The organism is Nocardia goodfellowii (assembly GCF_017875645.1).
GTDB classification, from domain to species: domain Bacteria; phylum Actinomycetota; class Actinomycetes; order Mycobacteriales; family Mycobacteriaceae; genus Nocardia; species Nocardia goodfellowii.
The window spans coordinates 3,721,881-3,739,061 of record NZ_JAGGMR010000001.1 but is presented as its reverse complement, the minus strand read 5'-3'; the positions used below and the strand labels follow the sequence as shown (position 1 = coordinate 3,739,061).

General features: G+C 67.3%; 17 protein-coding genes. 9 read left to right on the top strand and 8 right to left on the bottom strand.

Annotation, left to right across the window (positions count from 1 at the left end):
* Positions 1-54 precede the first annotated feature (54 nt).
* Complete coding sequence (locus BJ987_RS17020) at positions 55-441, top strand: VOC family protein (RefSeq protein WP_209890754.1); 387 nt, start codon at positions 55-57, stop codon at positions 439-441.
* A 3-nt stretch (positions 442-444) separates the two neighbouring features.
* Here the strand turns inward: BJ987_RS17020 and BJ987_RS17015 are convergent, their stop codons facing one another.
* Positions 445-1,641: an MFS transporter gene (locus BJ987_RS17015; RefSeq protein ID WP_209890751.1), complete on the bottom strand. Its 1,197-nt coding sequence runs from the start codon at positions 1,639-1,641 to the stop codon at positions 445-447.
* Positions 1,642-1,753: 112 nt separating this feature from the next.
* On the opposite strand from BJ987_RS17015, the gene BJ987_RS17010 reads away from it, so the two are divergent.
* Together BJ987_RS17010 and BJ987_RS17005 are read left to right on the top strand one after the other, a co-directional pair.
* The gene (locus BJ987_RS17010; protein WP_209890747.1) at positions 1,754-2,221 is read left to right on the top strand and encodes a MarR family winged helix-turn-helix transcriptional regulator; all 468 of its coding nucleotides are present in this window, start codon (positions 1,754-1,756) and stop codon (positions 2,219-2,221) included.
* Positions 2,222-2,496: 275 nt separating this feature from the next.
* Positions 2,497-3,132 carry a hypothetical protein gene (locus tag BJ987_RS17005; RefSeq protein ID WP_209890743.1) on the top strand — a complete coding sequence of 212 codons (636 nt, stop codon included), beginning with the start codon at positions 2,497-2,499 and terminating at the stop codon, positions 3,130-3,132.
* 19 nt (positions 3,133-3,151) lie between these two features.
* Here BJ987_RS17005 and BJ987_RS17000 read toward each other — a convergent pair whose 3' ends face one another.
* Positions 3,152-3,823: a lysophospholipid acyltransferase family protein gene (locus BJ987_RS17000; protein ID WP_209890739.1), complete on the bottom strand. Its 672-nt coding sequence runs from the start codon at positions 3,821-3,823 to the stop codon at positions 3,152-3,154.
* 103 nt (positions 3,824-3,926) lie between these two features.
* Between BJ987_RS17000 and BJ987_RS16995 the strand changes: the two genes are divergently transcribed.
* Positions 3,927-4,637 carry a helix-turn-helix domain-containing protein gene (locus BJ987_RS16995; RefSeq protein WP_307869644.1) on the top strand — a complete coding sequence of 237 codons (711 nt, stop codon included), beginning with the start codon at positions 3,927-3,929 and terminating at the stop codon, positions 4,635-4,637.
* Here BJ987_RS16995 and BJ987_RS16990 read toward each other — a convergent pair.
* Together BJ987_RS16990 and BJ987_RS16985 are read right to left on the bottom strand one after the other, a co-directional pair.
* Positions 4,619-5,194: a dihydrofolate reductase family protein gene (locus tag BJ987_RS16990; RefSeq protein ID WP_209890736.1), complete on the bottom strand. Its 576-nt coding sequence runs from the start codon at positions 5,192-5,194 to the stop codon at positions 4,619-4,621. The two genes, BJ987_RS16995 and BJ987_RS16990, sit on opposite strands and share 19 nt — an antisense overlap.
* Positions 5,195-5,381: 187 nt before the next feature.
* Complete coding sequence (locus BJ987_RS16985; RefSeq protein ID WP_209898552.1) at positions 5,382-6,578, bottom strand: glycosyltransferase family 4 protein; 1,197 nt, start codon at positions 6,576-6,578, stop codon at positions 5,382-5,384.
* A 606-nt stretch (positions 6,579-7,184) separates the two neighbouring features.
* Between BJ987_RS16985 and rox the strand changes: the two genes are divergently transcribed.
* From rox to BJ987_RS16970, 3 genes are all read left to right on the top strand, one after another.
* The gene (gene rox, locus BJ987_RS16980) at positions 7,185-8,615 is read left to right on the top strand and encodes a rifampin monooxygenase (RefSeq protein WP_209890733.1); all 1,431 of its coding nucleotides are present in this window, start codon (positions 7,185-7,187) and stop codon (positions 8,613-8,615) included.
* 36 nt (positions 8,616-8,651) lie between these two features.
* Positions 8,652-9,662: an AraC family transcriptional regulator gene (locus tag BJ987_RS16975; RefSeq protein WP_209890730.1), complete on the top strand. Its 1,011-nt coding sequence runs from the start codon at positions 8,652-8,654 to the stop codon at positions 9,660-9,662.
* A gap of 103 nt (positions 9,663-9,765) precedes the next feature.
* Positions 9,766-10,908 carry an acyl-CoA dehydrogenase family protein gene (locus BJ987_RS16970; RefSeq protein WP_209890727.1) on the top strand — a complete coding sequence of 381 codons (1,143 nt, stop codon included), beginning with the start codon at positions 9,766-9,768 and terminating at the stop codon, positions 10,906-10,908.
* Here BJ987_RS16970 and BJ987_RS16965 read toward each other — a convergent pair.
* On the bottom strand, positions 10,889-11,506 hold the full coding sequence (locus tag BJ987_RS16965; protein ID WP_209890724.1) for a TetR/AcrR family transcriptional regulator: 618 nt from the start codon (positions 11,504-11,506) through the stop codon (positions 10,889-10,891). The genes BJ987_RS16970 and BJ987_RS16965 overlap by 20 nt on opposite strands.
* On the bottom strand, positions 11,507-13,249 hold the full coding sequence (locus BJ987_RS16960; protein ID WP_209890721.1) for an N-acyl-D-amino-acid deacylase family protein: 1,743 nt from the start codon (positions 13,247-13,249) through the stop codon (positions 11,507-11,509). It abuts the gene before it with no gap.
* 254 nt (positions 13,250-13,503) lie between these two features.
* Between BJ987_RS16960 and BJ987_RS16955 the strand changes: the two genes are divergently transcribed.
* Positions 13,504-13,929: a hypothetical protein gene (locus BJ987_RS16955; protein ID WP_209890718.1), complete on the top strand. Its 426-nt coding sequence runs from the start codon at positions 13,504-13,506 to the stop codon at positions 13,927-13,929.
* 18 nt (positions 13,930-13,947) lie between these two features.
* Here the strand turns inward: BJ987_RS16955 and BJ987_RS16950 are convergent, their stop codons facing one another.
* The gene (locus BJ987_RS16950; protein WP_209890715.1) at positions 13,948-14,802 is read right to left on the bottom strand and encodes an alpha/beta hydrolase family protein; all 855 of its coding nucleotides are present in this window, start codon (positions 14,800-14,802) and stop codon (positions 13,948-13,950) included.
* A gap of 43 nt (positions 14,803-14,845) precedes the next feature.
* Between BJ987_RS16950 and BJ987_RS16945 the strand changes: the two genes are divergently transcribed.
* A complete protein-coding gene (locus BJ987_RS16945) occupies positions 14,846-15,655 on the top strand; it encodes a class I SAM-dependent methyltransferase (protein ID WP_209890712.1) in 810 nt (269 codons plus the stop codon).
* 65 nt (positions 15,656-15,720) lie between these two features.
* Here BJ987_RS16945 and BJ987_RS16940 read toward each other — a convergent pair whose 3' ends face one another.
* Positions 15,721-17,130 (bottom strand): glyceraldehyde-3-phosphate dehydrogenase, encoded by a 1,410-nt coding sequence (locus BJ987_RS16940; protein WP_372446944.1) that lies wholly within the window; start codon positions 17,128-17,130, stop codon positions 15,721-15,723.
* Positions 17,131-17,181: the final 51 nt, after the last annotated feature.

The following is a 17,181-nucleotide window of genomic DNA, read 5'->3' as shown; positions in this document are numbered from 1 at the left end:
CCGCCCGCCGAAAACCTGTCGCCTCGCACCGCCTCGCCCGCTAATGTCGCGCGCATGTCTTGCAGGATCACCGAACTGGTCATCGACTGTGCCGATCCCCAACGGCTGGCGGACTTCTGGTGCGAAGTCCTCGGCTACGTCGAGCTGGGCTGGGAGGGCGACACCCACCTGGAGATCGGCCCGCCCGAAGCCGGTTTCGGCGGACCGCAGCCCACCCTCGTCTTCGCGGGCGGCAGCGCGCCGGGGGGCGGCAAACTGCCGTTGCACTTCGACGTGAACCCCACCGACCGCGATCAGGACGCCGAGCTGGAACGACTGCTCGCCCTGGGTGCGCGGAGGGTCGACATCGGCCAGCCCGGCGCGGCCTCGTGGCATGTCCTCGCCGACCCGGAGGGCAACGAATTTTGCCTGCTCCGGCGCCGGGTCGAGCCGGTCGAGTAGCGTTCAGGCCTCGCCCGCGGTGACCAACCGCCGGTCCGGGGTGGCCGAGCGGTCCGCCGCGCGATGCTCCAATTGTCCTGACACCACGGCCAATACGAGGGCGGCGACCACCAGGGCGACGCCGACCCAGTTGGGGGCGGTGTAGCCGAAGCCCGCCGCGATGACCACACCGCCGAGCCAGGCCGCGATGGCGTTGCCGAGATTGAACGCGCCGATATTGACGGCGGAGGCGAGCGTCGGCGCCCCGGCGGCGTGGTCCAGCACCCGCTTCTGCAACGGCGGCACCGTCGCGAAGCCGAGTGCGCCGATCAGCACCACAGTGACGGCGGCGGCGATCTTGTTGTGCGCCGTCACCGTGAACAGGGCCAATACGATCGCGAGCCCGCCGAGGGTGCTGTAGAGCATCGGCATCAGATGCCGGTCGGCGTATTTTCCGCCGATGAGGTTGCCCAGGAAGAAACCCAGACCGAACAACACCAGCAGCCAGGTGACCGAACTCTCGGCGTAGCCGGTGACCTCGGTCATCATCGGCGCGAGATAGGTGATGGCGGCGAAGACTCCGCCGAACCCGAGCACGGTCATGGCCATCGCCAGCAGCACCTGCGGATTGCGGAAGACGGCGAGTTCGCTGCGCAGTCTCGCGTCCCGGGGAGCGGGCTGCTCGGGCACCAGCGCGGCGACGCCCACCAGGCCGATCAGTCCGATCGACGCGACGAACAGGAACGTCAGCCGCCAACCGAAGCTGTGCCCGAGCAGCGTGCCCAGCGGCACGCCGACCATGGTGGCGACGGTCAGGCCGGTGAACATGATCGCGATCGCGCCGGCTCGGCGATCGGGGCTCACCAGGGTGCCCGCCACGACCGCACCGATACCGAAGAACGCGCCGTGTGCCAGCGAGGCGACGACACGGCCGGTCAGCAGCACCGCGAAAGTCGGTGCCACCGCGGACAGCACGTTGCCCGCGATGAGCAGCAGCAGCATGCCCAGGAGCATGCGCTTGCGGGAGACGCGGGTGCCGAGACCGGTCATCAGCGGCGCTCCGGCGACGACACCGAGGGCGTACCCGGTGACCAGCAGCCCGGCGGTCGGAATGGACACCGCGTAGGTGTCGGCGATGTCGGGCAGCAACCCGACGACCACGAATTCGGTGGTCCCGATCCCGAAGGCCCCGAGGGTCAGGGCGAGCAGGGCGAGTGGCATGAGCGAAGCCTCCACAGGATTGTTGCGCGAACCTTTAACAAGCGCACACAATAATTGCATGCGCATTTAGTTGCAAGCGCGTGCTATTGCAGACGTCGTCTATCCTGGGAAGATGACCGCAGATGCCGCGCTGACCGGCCTGGCCGACGGCTGGTACGCCCTGTCCCTGCTGCACGACCGGATCGAGGCGCAAATCGAGCGCGCATTGCAAACCGGACATCAGCTGAGCGTGCGCGAGTACTCACTGCTGGTCGTGCTCAGCCGCCAGCACGACGGACCGGGCGGGCACCTGCGCATGAACCAGGTCGCCGAGGCCGTCGTACTCAGCCAGAGCGCCGCCACCAGGCTCGTCACCCGGCTGGAAGATCGCGGCCTGCTCCAGCGCTACCTGTGCCCCGACGATCGCCGCGGCATCTACACCGACGTCACCCCCGCCGGCCTGGACCTGCTGGAAGAGGCCCGCCCCACCCACGACGCCGCCCTCTCCGGCGCGCTGCGCCGAGCCGCCGCCGACCCCGAGCTGGCGCCCCTGGTCACCGCGGTCGAAGCCCTGAACACCCGCGGCAGCGCCCGGGTTTGACCCGCTGGTTTCCTCACTGCGGAATCCCTTGCCGCACAACAATGCCCACGAGCCAGGCGCGGACCGGCCGATAGGCTTGCGACCATGAAACGGCCGGACCCGGACAAGCCGCTGACTTACGACGAAGCGCTGCGAGTCGCGCGCGAACTGGCGCAGAATGCCGAAGCCTCATTCCCTACACCCACCCGGAGCTCGAAAACGCCCGCTACGGCGGTGGATTCGCTTTCCTGGAGACCCTCGCCACCGACCGCGGCGAACGGGACGGCTACGTCCTGGTGACCACGACCAGCTACGGCAGCGGTCTACTGTCCGCACCCGAACGCACCATCGACACCGTGATCGCCGATCACCTGGCCCGAGCCGAACACGCCAACCGGAACATCCCGGACAGCGAACTCGGTGCGGCCCAACGGCTGGCACTGCAGGCCTACGATGCCGACGCCCCACGCGTCGAGGAGAGAACCGGCCGCGTGCCGCTCGACGCCGAAACAGTCGACTACGCCAACTTCGTCCTGCTCGCCCTACGACGTTCCGGCAATCGAGCGGATTCCGGCCGCAAAGCCCTCGCGCGCAACGACTCGCTGCTCCAGCCGCCAACTCCCGGCCGCCGCTACACCCAGCCCTGCCCGCACTGCGACCAGCTCACCTTCTACACCGGCCGCTACCCCCGCGCGGTCTGCGACGACTGCGCGAACCGCACCACCGACCACACCGGCCGCCGAGTCACCGGGTTCAACACCCACCTCAGCGGCGGCATGATCGCCTACTACACCGACACCCTCGCCCCCGACTCGAGCCGGCGAAACGAAGAATGCGCCGAAGTCACCCGCACCGGCACCTGCTACCTCGACGGCCGCCCCGCCACCATGAGCGAAGCACGCTTCGGCGGCATCGTCGTTCAACTGGTGTAACCCGAGGCCCGTAACGCGGTCAGGCGGGGTTCTCCCGCAGCGCTTCGATTCGGTGCCGGAGGTGGTCCAGTAGTTTGTCCGGGTCATCGAAGTCGGTGGGATCGATGGCGCGGCCGAAGTGAACGGTCACCGGGTGGCGGCGGTCGAAGGCGGGTCCGTCGCCGCGCGTCCGCCGCATGGGGAGGACCCGGTCGGTGCCGGTGGTGGCGACCGGGATGATCGGGACGCCGGTGGTCATAGCGAGGTGGGCGACACCGGGTTTGTATGGTTCGTATTCGCCGGGGCCGACCAGCCGGCCTTCCGGGTAGATGATCAACACGCCGCCGTGCCGCAGGATCTGCTCGGCCTGTGCCATGGCGGATCGGCCTGATGCGCTGTCACGGCGGACCACCGGGATCTGGCCGAGTCGCCGGACCAGCCATCCGACCAGCGGCCACGACCACAGTTCGGCCATGGCGATGGCAACGGCGCGCCGGCGCAGGGCACCCCACAGGAAGACGGCGTCGAGCATCGAGAGGTGGTTGCTCGCCACGATCACCGGACCGGTCTCCGGGACCAGCTCGCGGCCGAGCACGGTGACCCGCACGATGTTCGACCAGGCCAGCGCCCGCAGGATGCGGCGCACGAACTGGGTGATCACCCAGGCTCGCTTTCCCAAGCCCCTGGGCCGACGCGGTGCCTTCTTATGCATGAGGTCCAGTTTGGCGGTCGCGCACCCCGCGATGGCACGGGGAAACTACTCGAGGAGGCACCGGGAACACACTCGTCGGCGCCAGCTCTTTAGGATGCCGACGGTGGGATTGCTGTTCGAAACTCGTGCGTCGGATTCGCGGTGGATCGACTCGGTCTGGACTTGCCGCAGCGAGCAGGTCTCGGAGATGACCAGCGTGGCGACCGAGACCTGGGGCCTGGTCTTCTGGGCACAGCGGGGCGTGGCGTGCGCGGCCATCACCGGGCCCGAAAGCCGTTGCGGCACCGCGCCGGTGCCCGAGGACGCGAAGTTCGTCGGGATCCAGTTCGCGGTCGGCACGTCACTGCGCGCGGTAGCGGCACCGGCCCTGGTCGACAGTGGGATTCTGTTGCCGGACGTGACCAGCCGGTCTTTCTGGCTGACGGGCGCGCGCTGGGAAACGCCGCACCCGGACGACGCCGAAGCATTGGTAGACCGGCTTGTGCGAGCGGGCGTGGTGGTTCGCGATCCCTTGATCGAGGGCGTCTTGCGCGGAGAATGCCCGGCGATCACCGATCGCACGCTCGAACGTCGCTTCCGGTCGGCGACGGGCCTCACCCAGGGCGCCGTCCGGCAGATCGGACGCGCCCGAGCCGCCGCGTTGTCGCTGAGCGCGGGCGAGTACCCGAGCGATGTCGTGGACAAGCTCGGGTACTACGACGAACCCCATCTGGCTCGCGCACTGCGCCGCTACGTCGGACGTACCGCCCGGCAATTACGTGCGGGCACCGGTGGCGTGCTCGCGCTGGACCCCGGTCAGCGCGTGACGTCGTAGACGAGCTTGGCCACACCGTTGGCATAGGTCGCGGACTCGCGGAGACGCAGTTGTTGCTTGTCCCGGTCCGCCCGGCTGAACAGGCTCTTGCCCGCACCCAGCAGCACCGGGAACACGAGCAGGTTGTATCGGTCGATCAGGTCCGCGTCGGCCAATCGCCGGGCCAGCTCGGCGCTGCCGTGCATGAAGATCGCGCCGCCGTCGCCCTGTTTCAGCGCCGCGACGTCCTCGGCCGACCGCAGGATCGTGATCGGACCCCAGCCCTCGATCAGGTCGTCCTCGGCCAGCGAGGTCGAGACCACGTACTTAGGCAATTCCTTGTACCCGGCGTGATCCGCGGAGTCGCGCCAGGTCGGGGCGAACGCCTCGTAGCTGCGCCGCCCGAACATCAGCGCGGTCGTGTCGGCGAGTTCTTCGCCCTTGAGCGCGAACGCCTCGGGCACGAACTCGGTTTCCATCACCCAGCCGCCGCTCCGGTGTCCCTCCACCTGCCCGCCCGGCGAGTCCACAACACCGTCGAGCGACATGAAGCCCGTGTACACCAGTTCACGTGTCAAAGTTCCTCCTCAGATCCGACGACAGCCTATCGACGGCACCCTCGGTGGTCTTGGACAGAACCGACACCGGCCGACCTCGACACCGGCGTCCGGCATGACGAGCCCGCCCAACGCACCGGTCGATCTCGGCCCAGCCCGCGCCTGGAGCGGCGCGTCTTTGCCGAGATCGACCGATGTGTTGGTGGAGCTACTTGTTCGCCACGACCGACAGGTCGCGGTCGAGCACGCGGCCGGTCGCCGCGGTGACGCGGGAGCCGGACGAAATGCGCGGCAGTTCGGCGCGTTCCATCGCGGCGTAGTAGGACGCCTCGTAGCCGGCGCCGAGCCGGTCGACCGAGAAGTGCTCGATCACCCGGCGGCGGCAGGCGACTGGGTCCAGTTCGGCCGCCGCGGCCATCGCCGCGGGAAGTTCGGCCGGGTCGTCACAGATGAAACCGGTGACTCCGTGCTCGACGACCTCCGACACCGCGCCGCCGCGCAGCGCGACGACCGGGGTACCGCAGGCCATGGCCTCGATCATTACGATGCCGAATGGCTCTTCCCAGCGGATCGGGAAAAGCAAGCATCGCGCTTGCGATAACAGTAATCGCTTAGCAATCGCGTCTGCCTCGCCGAACACAAAGTCCTTTTCACTCAACAACGGCCGGACAGAACGCTGGAAATACGCTTTTTCCGCAGGCTCGTTCATTTTCGCCGCCAAAACCAGCGGAATGCCCGCGATATGCGCTGCCTCCAATGCCAGGTCCGGGCCCTTGTAGGGCGCGTAACGGCCTAGGAACAGGGCATAGTCCTGTTTTTCCTTCTGGAAAGGCCAGGCACTCGGCAGGACCGCATTGTAAACGCGTCCCAGCCAATTCAACCGAGGCGCCAAACTGCGCTGCCGGTCACTGATCGCGATCAGCTGCGCGGCATCGCCGAGCGCGCCGTAGTATTCCTGCTCCTCACCGTCGACCGGACCGTGCACGGTCACGACCGTCGGGATACCCAGCGACCGATACACCGGCGCGTTCAGCGGGCCGGCGAACGTGTGATCGTGGATCACGTCGATGTGCTCGGTGCGGGCCAGCTCCATAATGGTTTCGCGCACCTTCAGCGCGTTGACCACCTCGGGGAACGGATCGCCGAGCCGGTCGGCGAGAATCTTGTCCCACACCGGGATGAAGCGGGTGGCAGTGGTTCCGGGCCGGCCCGCGCCGAGCAGGGTGACCCGGTGCCCGCGCGCGACCAGTGCGTCGACCAACTGTGCCACCACTGCTTCGACGCCGCCGTATCCAGCGGGTGGAATCTCGAAATAGGGCGGAGCCACCATAACGATATTTAGTGGCGCACCGGATTCCCGGATGTTGTAAATCAACGAACCGGAACCGGACGGCGTGCTGATCATGGACTGCCTCCTCAACGGTGTGAAGCTGCGACCAAAAAGGAACGCGACGGATTTGTCGCATTTGTGCGACTCCGGCAGCTTCATCAGGGGGCAGTTACCCGCAAGTGTGATACCCAGCACAGAGTCGGCTAACCATCGCTGTCCGATTCTGATCCGTGAATACCGCCGTGGCCGGGATGTTTCCGCCTACGGTGGTAAGTATGGCCGACCAACTGAATATCGCCGTGAGGGTGAAGTAACACCAAGCAGTGTCCGGCGCGGAGCGCGCCTGCGGACTTGGTAGAGCACCACTACCCGGACACGTTCGTACCGCCCGGCGCCACACCGGATCTGGCAACGCTGCTCGATGCCGCCGAACGCGGCCCGCGACCGGCCTTCTGACATCCGCTATGCGATGGCGGAGGGGGCGAGCATGCGGCCCCGAATCGAATCGAATAGCAAGGCTTTTCAGCTGCCGGCGGCAGGACCGGCCGGCCACGCAATCCCCTTCCCTTTTCAACATATATCGCACCCCGGGGCTTGCGGCAAGACCCCGGGAATGGCGCACAATCGTCCGCCGAAGCCGATAACCTGCGAAAACGTGGGTCCGCTAGGGATAGGGGTTTCATGTTCGACGTGATCATCGCCGGTGGCGGTCCGACCGGGACGATGCTGGCGGCCGAGTTGCGGCTGCACGGTGTGCGAGTGGTGGTGCTGGAGAAGGAGGCCGAGCCCACGAAGATCGTGCGGGGCCTCGGACTGCACGCGCGCAGTATCGAGGTGCTGGATCAGCGTGGTCTGCTCGAGCGGTTCCTGGCGGCGGGTCAGCGTTATCCGCTGCGCGCCGCCTTCGCCGGGATCACCGGAGCGGCGCCGGAGCGGCTCGATACCGCGCACGAATACCTCTTGGGTATCCCGCAGAACATCACCGACCGGCTGCTGTACGAGCATGCCGCCGAAGTCGGGGCCGAGATCCGGCACGGCGCGGAACTGACGGGACTGGCGCAGGACGACAGCGGCGTGACCGTCGAACTGGCCGACGGCACCCGCATGCGTTCGCGCTACCTGGTCGGCTGCGACGGCGGCCACAGCGCGGTGCGCAAGCTGCTCGGCGTCGAGTTCCCCGGCGAGTCGAGCACGGTCGACACCTTGCTGGGCGAGCTGGAATTGACCGCGGACCCGGAGACCGTCGCCGCCGTCAACGCCGAGGTGCGCAAGACCCAGTTGCGTTTCGGCGCGGGGCCGCTCCCGGGCGGCGGCTACCGCATCGTGGTGCCCGCCGCGACCGTGGCCGAGGATCGTTCGGTCGCACCGGATTTCGAGGAGTTCACCCGGCAGCTGCGGGCCACGGCCGGCGTCGACCTCGGCCCGCACTCGCCGCGCTGGCTGTCCCGTTTCGGCGACGCCACCCGCCAGGCCGAACGTTATCGGGTCGGCCGGGTGCTGCTGGCCGGTGACGCCGCGCACGTCCACCCGCCGCTGGGCGGGCAGGGCCTGAACCTGGGCATCCAGGACGCGTTCAACCTCGGCTGGAAACTGGCGGCCGAGATCGCGGGCTGGGCGCCGCCGGACCTGCTGGACAGCTATCACACCGAACGGCACCCGGTGGCCGCCGACGTGCTGGACAACACGCGCGCGCAGGTGCAGCTGATGTTGCTCGAGCCGGGCCCGCGGGCAGTGCGGCGGTTGTTCGCGCAGCTGATGGAGTTCGAGGAGGTCAACCGGTTTCTGATCGAGAAGATCACCGCGATCGGCATCCGGTACGACTTCGGCGACGACAATCCACTGGTGGGCCGCCGACTGCGTGACCTGCCGTTGAAACGCGGCCGTCTCTACGAGCGGATGCACCACGGGCGCGGTCTGCTGCTCGACCAGACCGGCGCGCTGTCGGTGGCGGACTGGGCGGACCGGATCGACCACGTCGTCGAGGTCAGCGAGGAGCTGACGGCCCCGGCCGTGCTGCTGCGTCCGGACGGCCATATCGCGTGGGCGGGCTCCGAACAACAGGATCTGCTCGCACACCTGCCGCGCTGGTTCGGCGCCGCCGGACACCGGTAAACCGGGGTTTCGGCGGCGCTGTATAGGGTCGGAAGAGTGTCACCCGCTCCCGCCGATGTCGAGTACACGCTGCCGATCCAGCGCGTGCAGGGCCTGATCGAGGTCGCCACGAGCAAGGGCTGGGATATCGCCGCCGCGCTCGCCGACGCCGGTGTCGCGCCGGAGTTGCTGGCGCACGGCGGTTCCCGGGTCACCCTCGATCAGGCCGTGCGGATCGTGCAGTGGCTGTGGCGCGAGACCGGTGACGAACTGCTCGGGCTGGGGCTGCGTCCGGTCCCGCTCGGCACTTTCCGGCTGGTGTGCTTCGGCCTGCTCGGCGCGCCGACCGCGCGGGCGGCGGTGGTGCGCTACACCAATTTCCAGCGTTCGCTGCCCGGCGTCCCGCCGGTGTCGGTGCGCGAGGTCGGCGACGAGGTCCGGGTGTCGTTCGACATCAGCGAAGTCGTCGCGCCCGTCGCGCTGCCCATCGACACCATGCTGGCCGCCTGCCACCGCTTCGTGTCCTGGGCGGCGGCCAAGTGGCTGCCGCTGCGCCGGGTCGAGGTGCCCTACTCGCCTATTCCCGGCCTCGACGATTACGACCAGATGTTCGGGGCGCCAGTCGTTTTCGACGCGCCCGCACCCGCGCTGGTCTTCGCGACCGAGGACTTCGAGGCACCGCTGGTACGCGATGAGAAGGACTTGCTGGAATTCCTGAGCAACGCGCCCTCCGGTGTGATGGGCCGGCGCGACTACGCACTGTCGGTGGCCGCGCAGGTCCGCCAGATTCTCGAACGCGGACTCACCGGTACCTGGCCCGGCGTGGAGGACATCGCCGCCGAGCTGGCCATGAGTCCGCAGACGCTGCGCCGCAAACTCGGCGAGGAAGGCGCCGCATTGCGGCAGATTCGCGAGCAGATACTGCGTGACGCGGCCATCGCCGGCCTGGTGCGCGGCGAGGAGACCGTGGCGGCCCTGTCCCGGCGGCTCGGCTTCTCCGAACCCAGCGCCTTCTCCCGCGCCTTCCGGCGCTGGACCGGCAGTCCGCCCGGGTCCTACCAGCGCTGAACTCGAGCGGTCCGGTCAAGGATCTGATCGGCACGGTCATCGGCGGGGCGGCGCGCGCCCCCTACCGTCAAAAGGCCAGCCGTTTTCGAACAAAGGAGTTCCCGTGGCCCACCGCTCGTCCTGGATGAACGACGACCTGGACGCATTGGCCGATCTCGCGCGCCGGTTCTTCGACAAGGAGTGCGCGCCGAACGAAGAACGCTGGGGACGGCAGCAGCATGTCGATCGCGAAGTCTGGAACCGGGCCGGGGAACTCGGCCTGCTCTGCCTGAGCATCCCCGAGGAATACGGCGGCGGCGGTGGCGATTTCCGGCACGAGGCCGTAGTGGCGATCGAGCAGGTCCGCGCCCTGGCCCCCAGCCTCGGAAACCCCGTGCACAGCACGATCATCGCGCACTACGTCAACAGCTACGGCACCGAGGAGCAGAAGCGCGCCTGGCTGCCGAAGATGGCCTCGGGCGAGATCGTGGGCGCCATCGGCATGACCGAACCCGGCACCGGTTCGGACCTGCAGAACATCAAGACCAAGGCGGTAGCCGACGGCGATGACTACCTGATCAGCGGCGCCAAGACCTTCATCTCCAACGGTCTGCTCGCCGACCTGGTCATCGTGGCCGCGAAGACCTCCGAAGGCAAAGGCGCGGACACGGTCTCGCTGATCGCCGTGGAGACCGATCGCGCGGGCTTCCGCCGCGGGCGCAATCTGCGCAAGATCGGCCAGCACGGCCAGGACACCTGTGAGCTGTTCTTCGACGAGGTGCGGGTGCCGAAGACGAACCTGCTCGGCGGCGCCGAGGGCCTGGGCTTCATTCAGCTCATGCAGCAGCTGCCGCAGGAACGACTGATCCTGGCGGTCGCGGCCGCCGCCACCATCGAGACGGCCGTCGATCTGACCCTGGCCTACACCAAGGAGCGGGAGGCGTTCGGCAAGCCGATCCTGAACTTCCAGAACACCCAGTTCACCCTCGCCGAGGCGGACACCGTCAAAACCGTCGGCTGGGCTTTCCTCGACGACTGTCTCGCCAAACACGTGCGCGGCGAACTGGATATCCCCACCGCGGCCAAGGCGAAGTGGTGGCTGACCGAGCAGCAGTGCAAGGTCGTCGACGAATGCCTGCAGCTGTTCGGCGGCTACGGGTACATGGAGGAGTATCCGATCTCGCGGCTCTACACCGATTCCCGGATCCAGAAGATCTACGGCGGCACCAACGAGATCATGAAACTGATCATCGGCCGGGGACTGTAGACCCGGTCAGCGTCCGGTACGCCGCCGCCACCTGCTCGATCCGCGCGTCCTCCAGCTCGGGCCGCGGATAGGTGGTGCGCAGGATCGCCTCGCCGTCGAACATGTGAATCAGCGAGGTGACCAGCAGCCGTGCCGTCTCCGGCGGGAGGTCTGGCGCCAGGGTGCTGACGGCGACCTCCTCCACCTGGGTGTACAGCTCCCGCAGGACCGGCTCGATCCGCACCCGTAGTTCGGGTTCGGTGCGCGCCGCGATGAGCAGTTCGAGCCAGACCGTATTGATGTCGCTGCGGATCTGGCCGCGCATCAGGTGCAGCAGCGCGGCCAGATCGATCGGTCGGGTGGTGTTTTCGGGCAGTCGCAGGTCGGCGACGGCTGCCATGTGGCGGCGGCGGACCTCGTCCGCCGCCGCCACCACCAGATCCATGCGCGAATCGAAGTGCCGGAAGATCGCGGCCTTGGAAACGCCCGCGCGGCTGCTGATCTCGCCGAGTGAGGTGCTGTGGTAGCCCACCTGCTCGATCGCCTCGATGGTGGCGTCGACCAGTTTGGCGATGGTGGTGGCACTGCGCTCGGCTTGCGTTCGTCGCGCGGTTGTCAATTACCCTCCGGCTCGCAGGAAGCGGCCGGTGCGCCGGGTGCCCAGGACCTCGGCGGGCTTCCCGTCGCCGAATACGTACTGGCCACCGACGAACACGGCCGAGACGGCTTTGTCGTTCCGGTTGACCATACGAGGCAGGTTGCCGTACATGGCGACCGGGGATTCGGCGTACGCGTCGAGGGAGTCGTCGAGGCCCGCGGGATCGACCACGACCAGGTCGGCGCGGTCGCCTTCGCGAAGGTGTCCGGCGTCGATGCCGTACCAGTCGCCGAGTTCGCCGGTCAGCCGGTGCACCGCGTGTTCCAGTGTCATGAACGGGGTTCCGGCTTGTTCGGCGTGCAGCACCCGGCGCAGGAAGCGCAGGCCGAAGTTGTAGAACGCCATGTTCCGCAGGTGCGCCCCCGCGTCCGAGAACCCCAACTGCACGCCGGGATGCACGCTCAGCTTGTTCAAGATCTCCGGGCGATGATTGGAAATCGTTGTACGCCAGCGCATTTTGGTACCGTGCTCGACCACGAGGTCGAGGAACGCGTCGACCGGATGCATGCCGCCCCGGTCCACGCCGACCTGGCCGAAGGTCTTACCGAGGACGCTGCCGTCCGGGCACTCGACGATCTCGGCGTCGAAGAAGTCCCGGTGCCAGACCCGGATCCCGAACTTGGCGTCGTAGTCCTTGCGGAAGCGCCGGCGGTAGGACTCGTCTCGCATCAGCGCGTTCCGCTCCACCTGATCCGCCAGATGCAAAGCCGCCGCGCCGGAGCCGAATTCCTCGAAGATGACCAGATCGATGCCGTCGGCGTAGACCTCGAACGGCACCGGGAGGTGCTGCCAGCGGAAATCGCCGTTGAGGGCGTTGGCGGTGCGCGCCAGCGCGCCCATCAGGTACACGATCCACGGGCTCGCTTTGAGGTCGGCGGCCGAGATCAGCGTCGTCTTGAGCCGCTTGCGGAACAGGCCCGCGCTGGCGAAGATCATCGCGGCCAGCCGGGGCGGGTTGCCGATGTCGGGTCCGCCCTGCAACAGCCGGCCTCGTTGCCGCAGAATCGCGTTGAGCCGCCGCCGTTCCCGCCAGCGGGCGTAGGTCGAGGGCAGTGTCCGGGAACGCGCCACCGCACCGTCGAGCTTGTCGAAGAGCAACTGCTGCGCCGACATTCCGACGAACCCGGCGTCGAGTGCCTCGGTGAGCGCGGCTTCCATGCGCGCCTGCTCGTCCGCCGTGGGCCGCACGTCGTCGCGGGTCGCGCGATCCAGGCCCATGGTCGCGGTACGGATATCCGAATGCCCGATCATCGCCGCGAGATTCGGGCCCAGCGGCAGCCGCTCCAGGGCTTCGGCGTACTCCCGCGCCGAGTTCCAGGTCTTCTTCCGCTCGACCGTCTCGATCACATAGGGCCGCGGGATCGCCTCGACCCGGCCGAACAGGTCGCCGGCGTCGGTCGGGGCGGCATGCACGGTCGACAGCGAACACGACCCCAGCACGATGGTCGTCATGCCGTGCCGCACCGACTCGACGAGTTCGGGCTCCCGCAGCACCTCCACGTCGTAGTGGGTGTGAATGTCGATCATGCCCGGCAGCACCCATTTGCCCTGGGCTTCAATGACATTGGGGCAACCAGCTTCGTCCAGCGGGGTCGCCGAGACCGTGACGACACGATCTCCCCGCAAGCCCAGGTGCCGAACGGCGGACGGGGAACCGGCGCCGTCGAACCACCGGCCGCCTTTGATGATCGTGTCGTAGCTCACAGTCCATACTGTGACCGATCGGTCACTAAGTGTCAAGGGTGGCCCGCTCTCGCATCCATCCCGCAGTGCACCGATTATTGGAAAGGTCCCTGGACATCTCTATTACTTTTGCGCCGTAAAGTGATAATTTGCTCTGTAGCCGACCAGGCCGAATATCCGCTCGATCGAGGGAGATTCCGGTGTCCAGGGCCGTTCGGGGTACCGTCGCACACGTTTGCGGAACAATTCTCGGGATTGTCGCGTGCGGATACGGAGTGGGCGGCGCGCACGCCGCGGAACCCACCGGCCCCGCGCGGGTCGGCGACATCGTGTATTTCGCCCTCGGCGAATGGAACTGCTCGATCGCGGGCAACGGGACCGTGGGGTGCGACCTGGCCGTCCCGGCCCCATCCATGAATGTGCTGTACGCCGGAATGCAGGTTTCGATACCGAACGTGCCCGCCATCATTATCGATTCCGTGGCCCTACCTGCCCGCCCGCACTGGAACTCCCGCGGCAGCCACACACTACCGGGCGGAAATCCCCCCTTACCGCGGATCGACGCCGTGGGTCCGCACGATCCGCAGTACTCGGTCACCCATGCCGGAGCCACCTGCCAAATCACTTTCAAAGGCGTGGCGGTGTGTACCTCGATGGGGCATGGATTCAGCCAATGGGGACCAGTGCCGCACGGCTACTGATCCCCATCGCCGCGGCGATTACCGATACCAGACGCCGGAATCCCAAGCGCCGTAATTCCATACGTTGAAATCGTAGCGACTGTGCGCGCCGCCGAAGAGGTAGCCCCACCAGCCTGCGGAAGTATCGCAGATCTGGTCGTCACGGTTGCACACGCTCAACGTCGGAAACGGTCCGAACCAATCGTCCACGCCGGCAAGTGGATAGCCGACGATCCCGCTGCCGGGGGTCGAGGCCAATCCACCCCAACCGGGCCCTGGAGCGCGCTTGGGATCGGTCAGCAGAATGGCGTTCGCATTGCCGACGTGCTGGTTCGCGGTAACCCAGGCGTGCACGATGGCGGCGCCCTGGCTGTGCCCGATCAGCCGGATATGATCGCCCGGACAGTGGTTACGATGCCACCAGAACAGCCGGTTCAGTTCGTGCAGCCCCGACAGTGCGTCGGCCGAGTTGTAGCCGACAGGTTGATGCACGAAGGGGACGAACACCGACGACGTGTTGTCGCCCAGACCGCCGATGCCGATCGCCCACTCCCCCGGACAGGGGTCGGCGTTCGCGGTGGGCACGGCGACGTGCGAGATGGAAAAGAGGATGGCCAACAGTAATGCGGCGAAGAGCGCCGTTGCTCTACGCATAATAGAACTTCTTAATTTTCGTGCCTCCGGGGCGCGCCCGGCTTGAACACGGTGTTCCCGAGAATTGCTGGTGTTCTTGATTCTCGATGAAACGGTTACCTCGGCCAGAGTTGTTTTGCCATAACGGAATGTTCGCTCGCCGGGAAGACGGCTCCGGCGGCGGGCGGGCCGGGTGGCGGCCGGACCGGATCGCACCGGCGGCACAGCGAAGAGAATGTTAGGTGAAGCTGAAATCCGCACCGCATCAACACTGTTGGGCGGTGCGAGGCGTTAGGTTGTCAGCATGCAGTCAGCGTGCACAGCCTCCGCCGGCGTCCACACCAACCCGCTCCCCGACGGCCGCGCCAGCTATCACCTCCTGGCCGAGCGGGTCGCGGGGGCGCAGCGGTTCCTCGATCTGGGCTGCGGTGACGGCTCACTGCTCGCGTTACTGGCCGGGCAAGGCGCGAAACACCTTGCGGGCGTCAACTTGTCGGAAGGCGAGTTGTCCTCGGCGCACGCCCGCCCCGAACTGGCCTCGGCCGCACTGTATCTGGGCAGCGCCGAGGAACTACCCTTCGCCGACAACACCTTCGACGCCGTCGTATCGCACATGACGTTGCTGCGGATGCCGGATGTCGAGCAGGTCATCGCCGAGGCCGCCCGGGTGCTGACCCCGAACGGTCGCTTCGTGACATCGCTGGCCGCGCGACCCGAGCCCGCGAGCGGGTACGACCTGTTTCTCACGCTGACCCGATCACACTTCGCCGCCTGCCGGGCCGAGCATCCCCTGCACCGGCTCGGCGACCCGTGCACCCGCGAAGATTTGAACGAGCTGCTGACACCGGCGGGCCTGGCAGTCGTGCACTGGGAACAGATCACCCTGGGCACGGCGGTCCCGGTGGAACAGGTATGGCAGGCGGCGGTCGAAACGTATTGCGATACAGCGCTGCTCGAAGCCGGTGAACTCGATCAACTCCGAGCGGAGTTCATCGCCCGCGCGCCCCGGCTCGCACCGGACGGCCGGCTCGCGCCCGGCGAACGCATATCGATCGCCGTCACCGAACTCTCCGAGGCGGAGCCGGGTCCGGCGGAGCCGCGCGGGTGGCGCTGAGCGCGCCGCGAGAGACGAAAGCCCCCTGCCGAAAAGACAGGGGGCCTCGATATTCCACCGGACGGTTACGTCCCGGCCCCGGTCAGCACCCGAGCGTCAAGCTGCGGGTAGGTCGGGTACTCGATGCCCGAGATGTACTGCACCGTCCGCACCACCTGGCACGAGTAGCCGAATTCGTTGTCGTACCAGACATAGAGGATCGCGGTGTCACCCTCGACGATCGTGGCATTGGCATCGATGATCGACGCCGCGCGCGAGCCGATGAAATCGCTGGAGACCACGTCCGTGGCGGCGGTGTAGTCGAGGTTGCGGCTCAACGGCCCCGACAGCGATACCTGACGCAGGTAGGCCAGCACCTCGGCCCGCGTCGTCTCCTGCTTCAGCTGCAAATTGAGGATGGCGACCGAAACGTCCGGTGTGGGAACGCGAATCGAGTTTCCGGTGATCTTGGCCTTGAAGTCCGGCATCGCCTTGGCGACCGCGGACGCGGCGCCGGTCTCGGTGAGCACCAGGTTGAACGGCGCGGACCGGCCGCGGCGATCGGCCTTGTGGTAATTGTCCAGCAGGTTCTGGTCGTTGGTGAACGAGTGCACCGTCTCCACGTGGCCGCGGGTGATGCCGAACTCGTCATCCATCGCCTTGAGCGGCGGCACGATCGCGTTGGTCGTGCAGGACGCACAAGAGAAGATCTGCTGCGACAGATCCAGATCGCGGTGGTTGACGCCGTGCACGATGTTCGGCACGTCGCCCTTGCCGGGCGCGGTCAGCACGACTTTCGCGATACCGGGGCGCAGGTGCTGCTCCAGGCCCGCCCGGTCACGCCAGCGGCCGGTGTTGTCGACCAGGATCGCGTCCTTGATCCCGTACGCGGTGTAGTCGATCGCGGTCGGGTCGTTGCTGTAGATGAACTTGATCACGTTGCCGTTGGCGGTGATCGTCTCGTTCTCGACGTCGACCTTGATGGTCCCGTCGAACTTGCCGTGCACCGAATCCCGGCGCAGCAGCGACGCACGCTTGATCAGGTCGTCCTCGCCGCCCTTGCGCACCACCACGGCCCGCAGGTTCAGCCCGTTGCCGGAACCGGCCTTCTCGATCAGCAGGCGGGTGACCAGGCGGCCGATGCGGCCGAAGCCGTAGAGCACGACGTCGCGCGGGCCCGCCGACCGCGCCTTATTGCCGTTGGTGACATCGGCCAGCACCGTCTCGGCGTACTCCCGGACCGACAGGCCGCGGTCGTCGGCGCGGTAGCCCACGGCCAGATGACCGAGATCGACCTTGCACGGACCCAGATCCAATTCGCTGAGCACCTGCAGGAACGGCAGCGTCTCGTCGACCGACAGCTCCTCGCCTTCGATCTGCCGCGCGAAACGGTGCGTGCGCAGGATGCTGATCACCGACTTGTTCACCAGTGGACGGCTGTGCAGCAGGGTGGTCACACCCTTCCCCCGATACAACGTGCCGATGAGGGGAATCATCGCCTCCGCGGCGGCTTCCTGAGCGTTCCAGCGGTCAAGTTGTTCGGTTGT

Bases quoted from the DNA above. Each gene is read 5' to 3' on its own strand.
- BJ987_RS17020 (WP_209890754.1), top strand. From the start codon at position 55: ATGTCTTGCAGGATCACCGAACTGGTCATCGACTGTGCCGATCCCCAA.
- BJ987_RS17015 (WP_209890751.1), bottom strand. From the start codon at position 1,641: ATGCCACTCGCCCTGCTCGCCCTGACCCTCGGGGCCTTCGGGATCGGG.
- BJ987_RS17010 (WP_209890747.1), top strand. From the start codon at position 1,754: ATGACCGCAGATGCCGCGCTGACCGGCCTGGCCGACGGCTGGTACGCC.
- BJ987_RS17000 (WP_209890739.1), bottom strand. From the start codon at position 3,823: ATGCATAAGAAGGCACCGCGTCGGCCCAGGGGCTTGGGAAAGCGAGCC.
- BJ987_RS16985 (WP_209898552.1), bottom strand. From the start codon at position 6,578: ATGATCAGCACGCCGTCCGGTTCCGGTTCGTTGATTTACAACATCCGG.
- rox (WP_209890733.1), top strand. From the start codon at position 7,185: ATGTTCGACGTGATCATCGCCGGTGGCGGTCCGACCGGGACGATGCTG.
- BJ987_RS16945 (WP_209890712.1), top strand. From the start codon at position 14,846: ATGCAGTCAGCGTGCACAGCCTCCGCCGGCGTCCACACCAACCCGCTC.
- BJ987_RS16940 (WP_372446944.1), bottom strand. From the start codon at position 17,130: ATGATTCCCCTCATCGGCACGTTGTATCGGGGGAAGGGTGTGACCACC.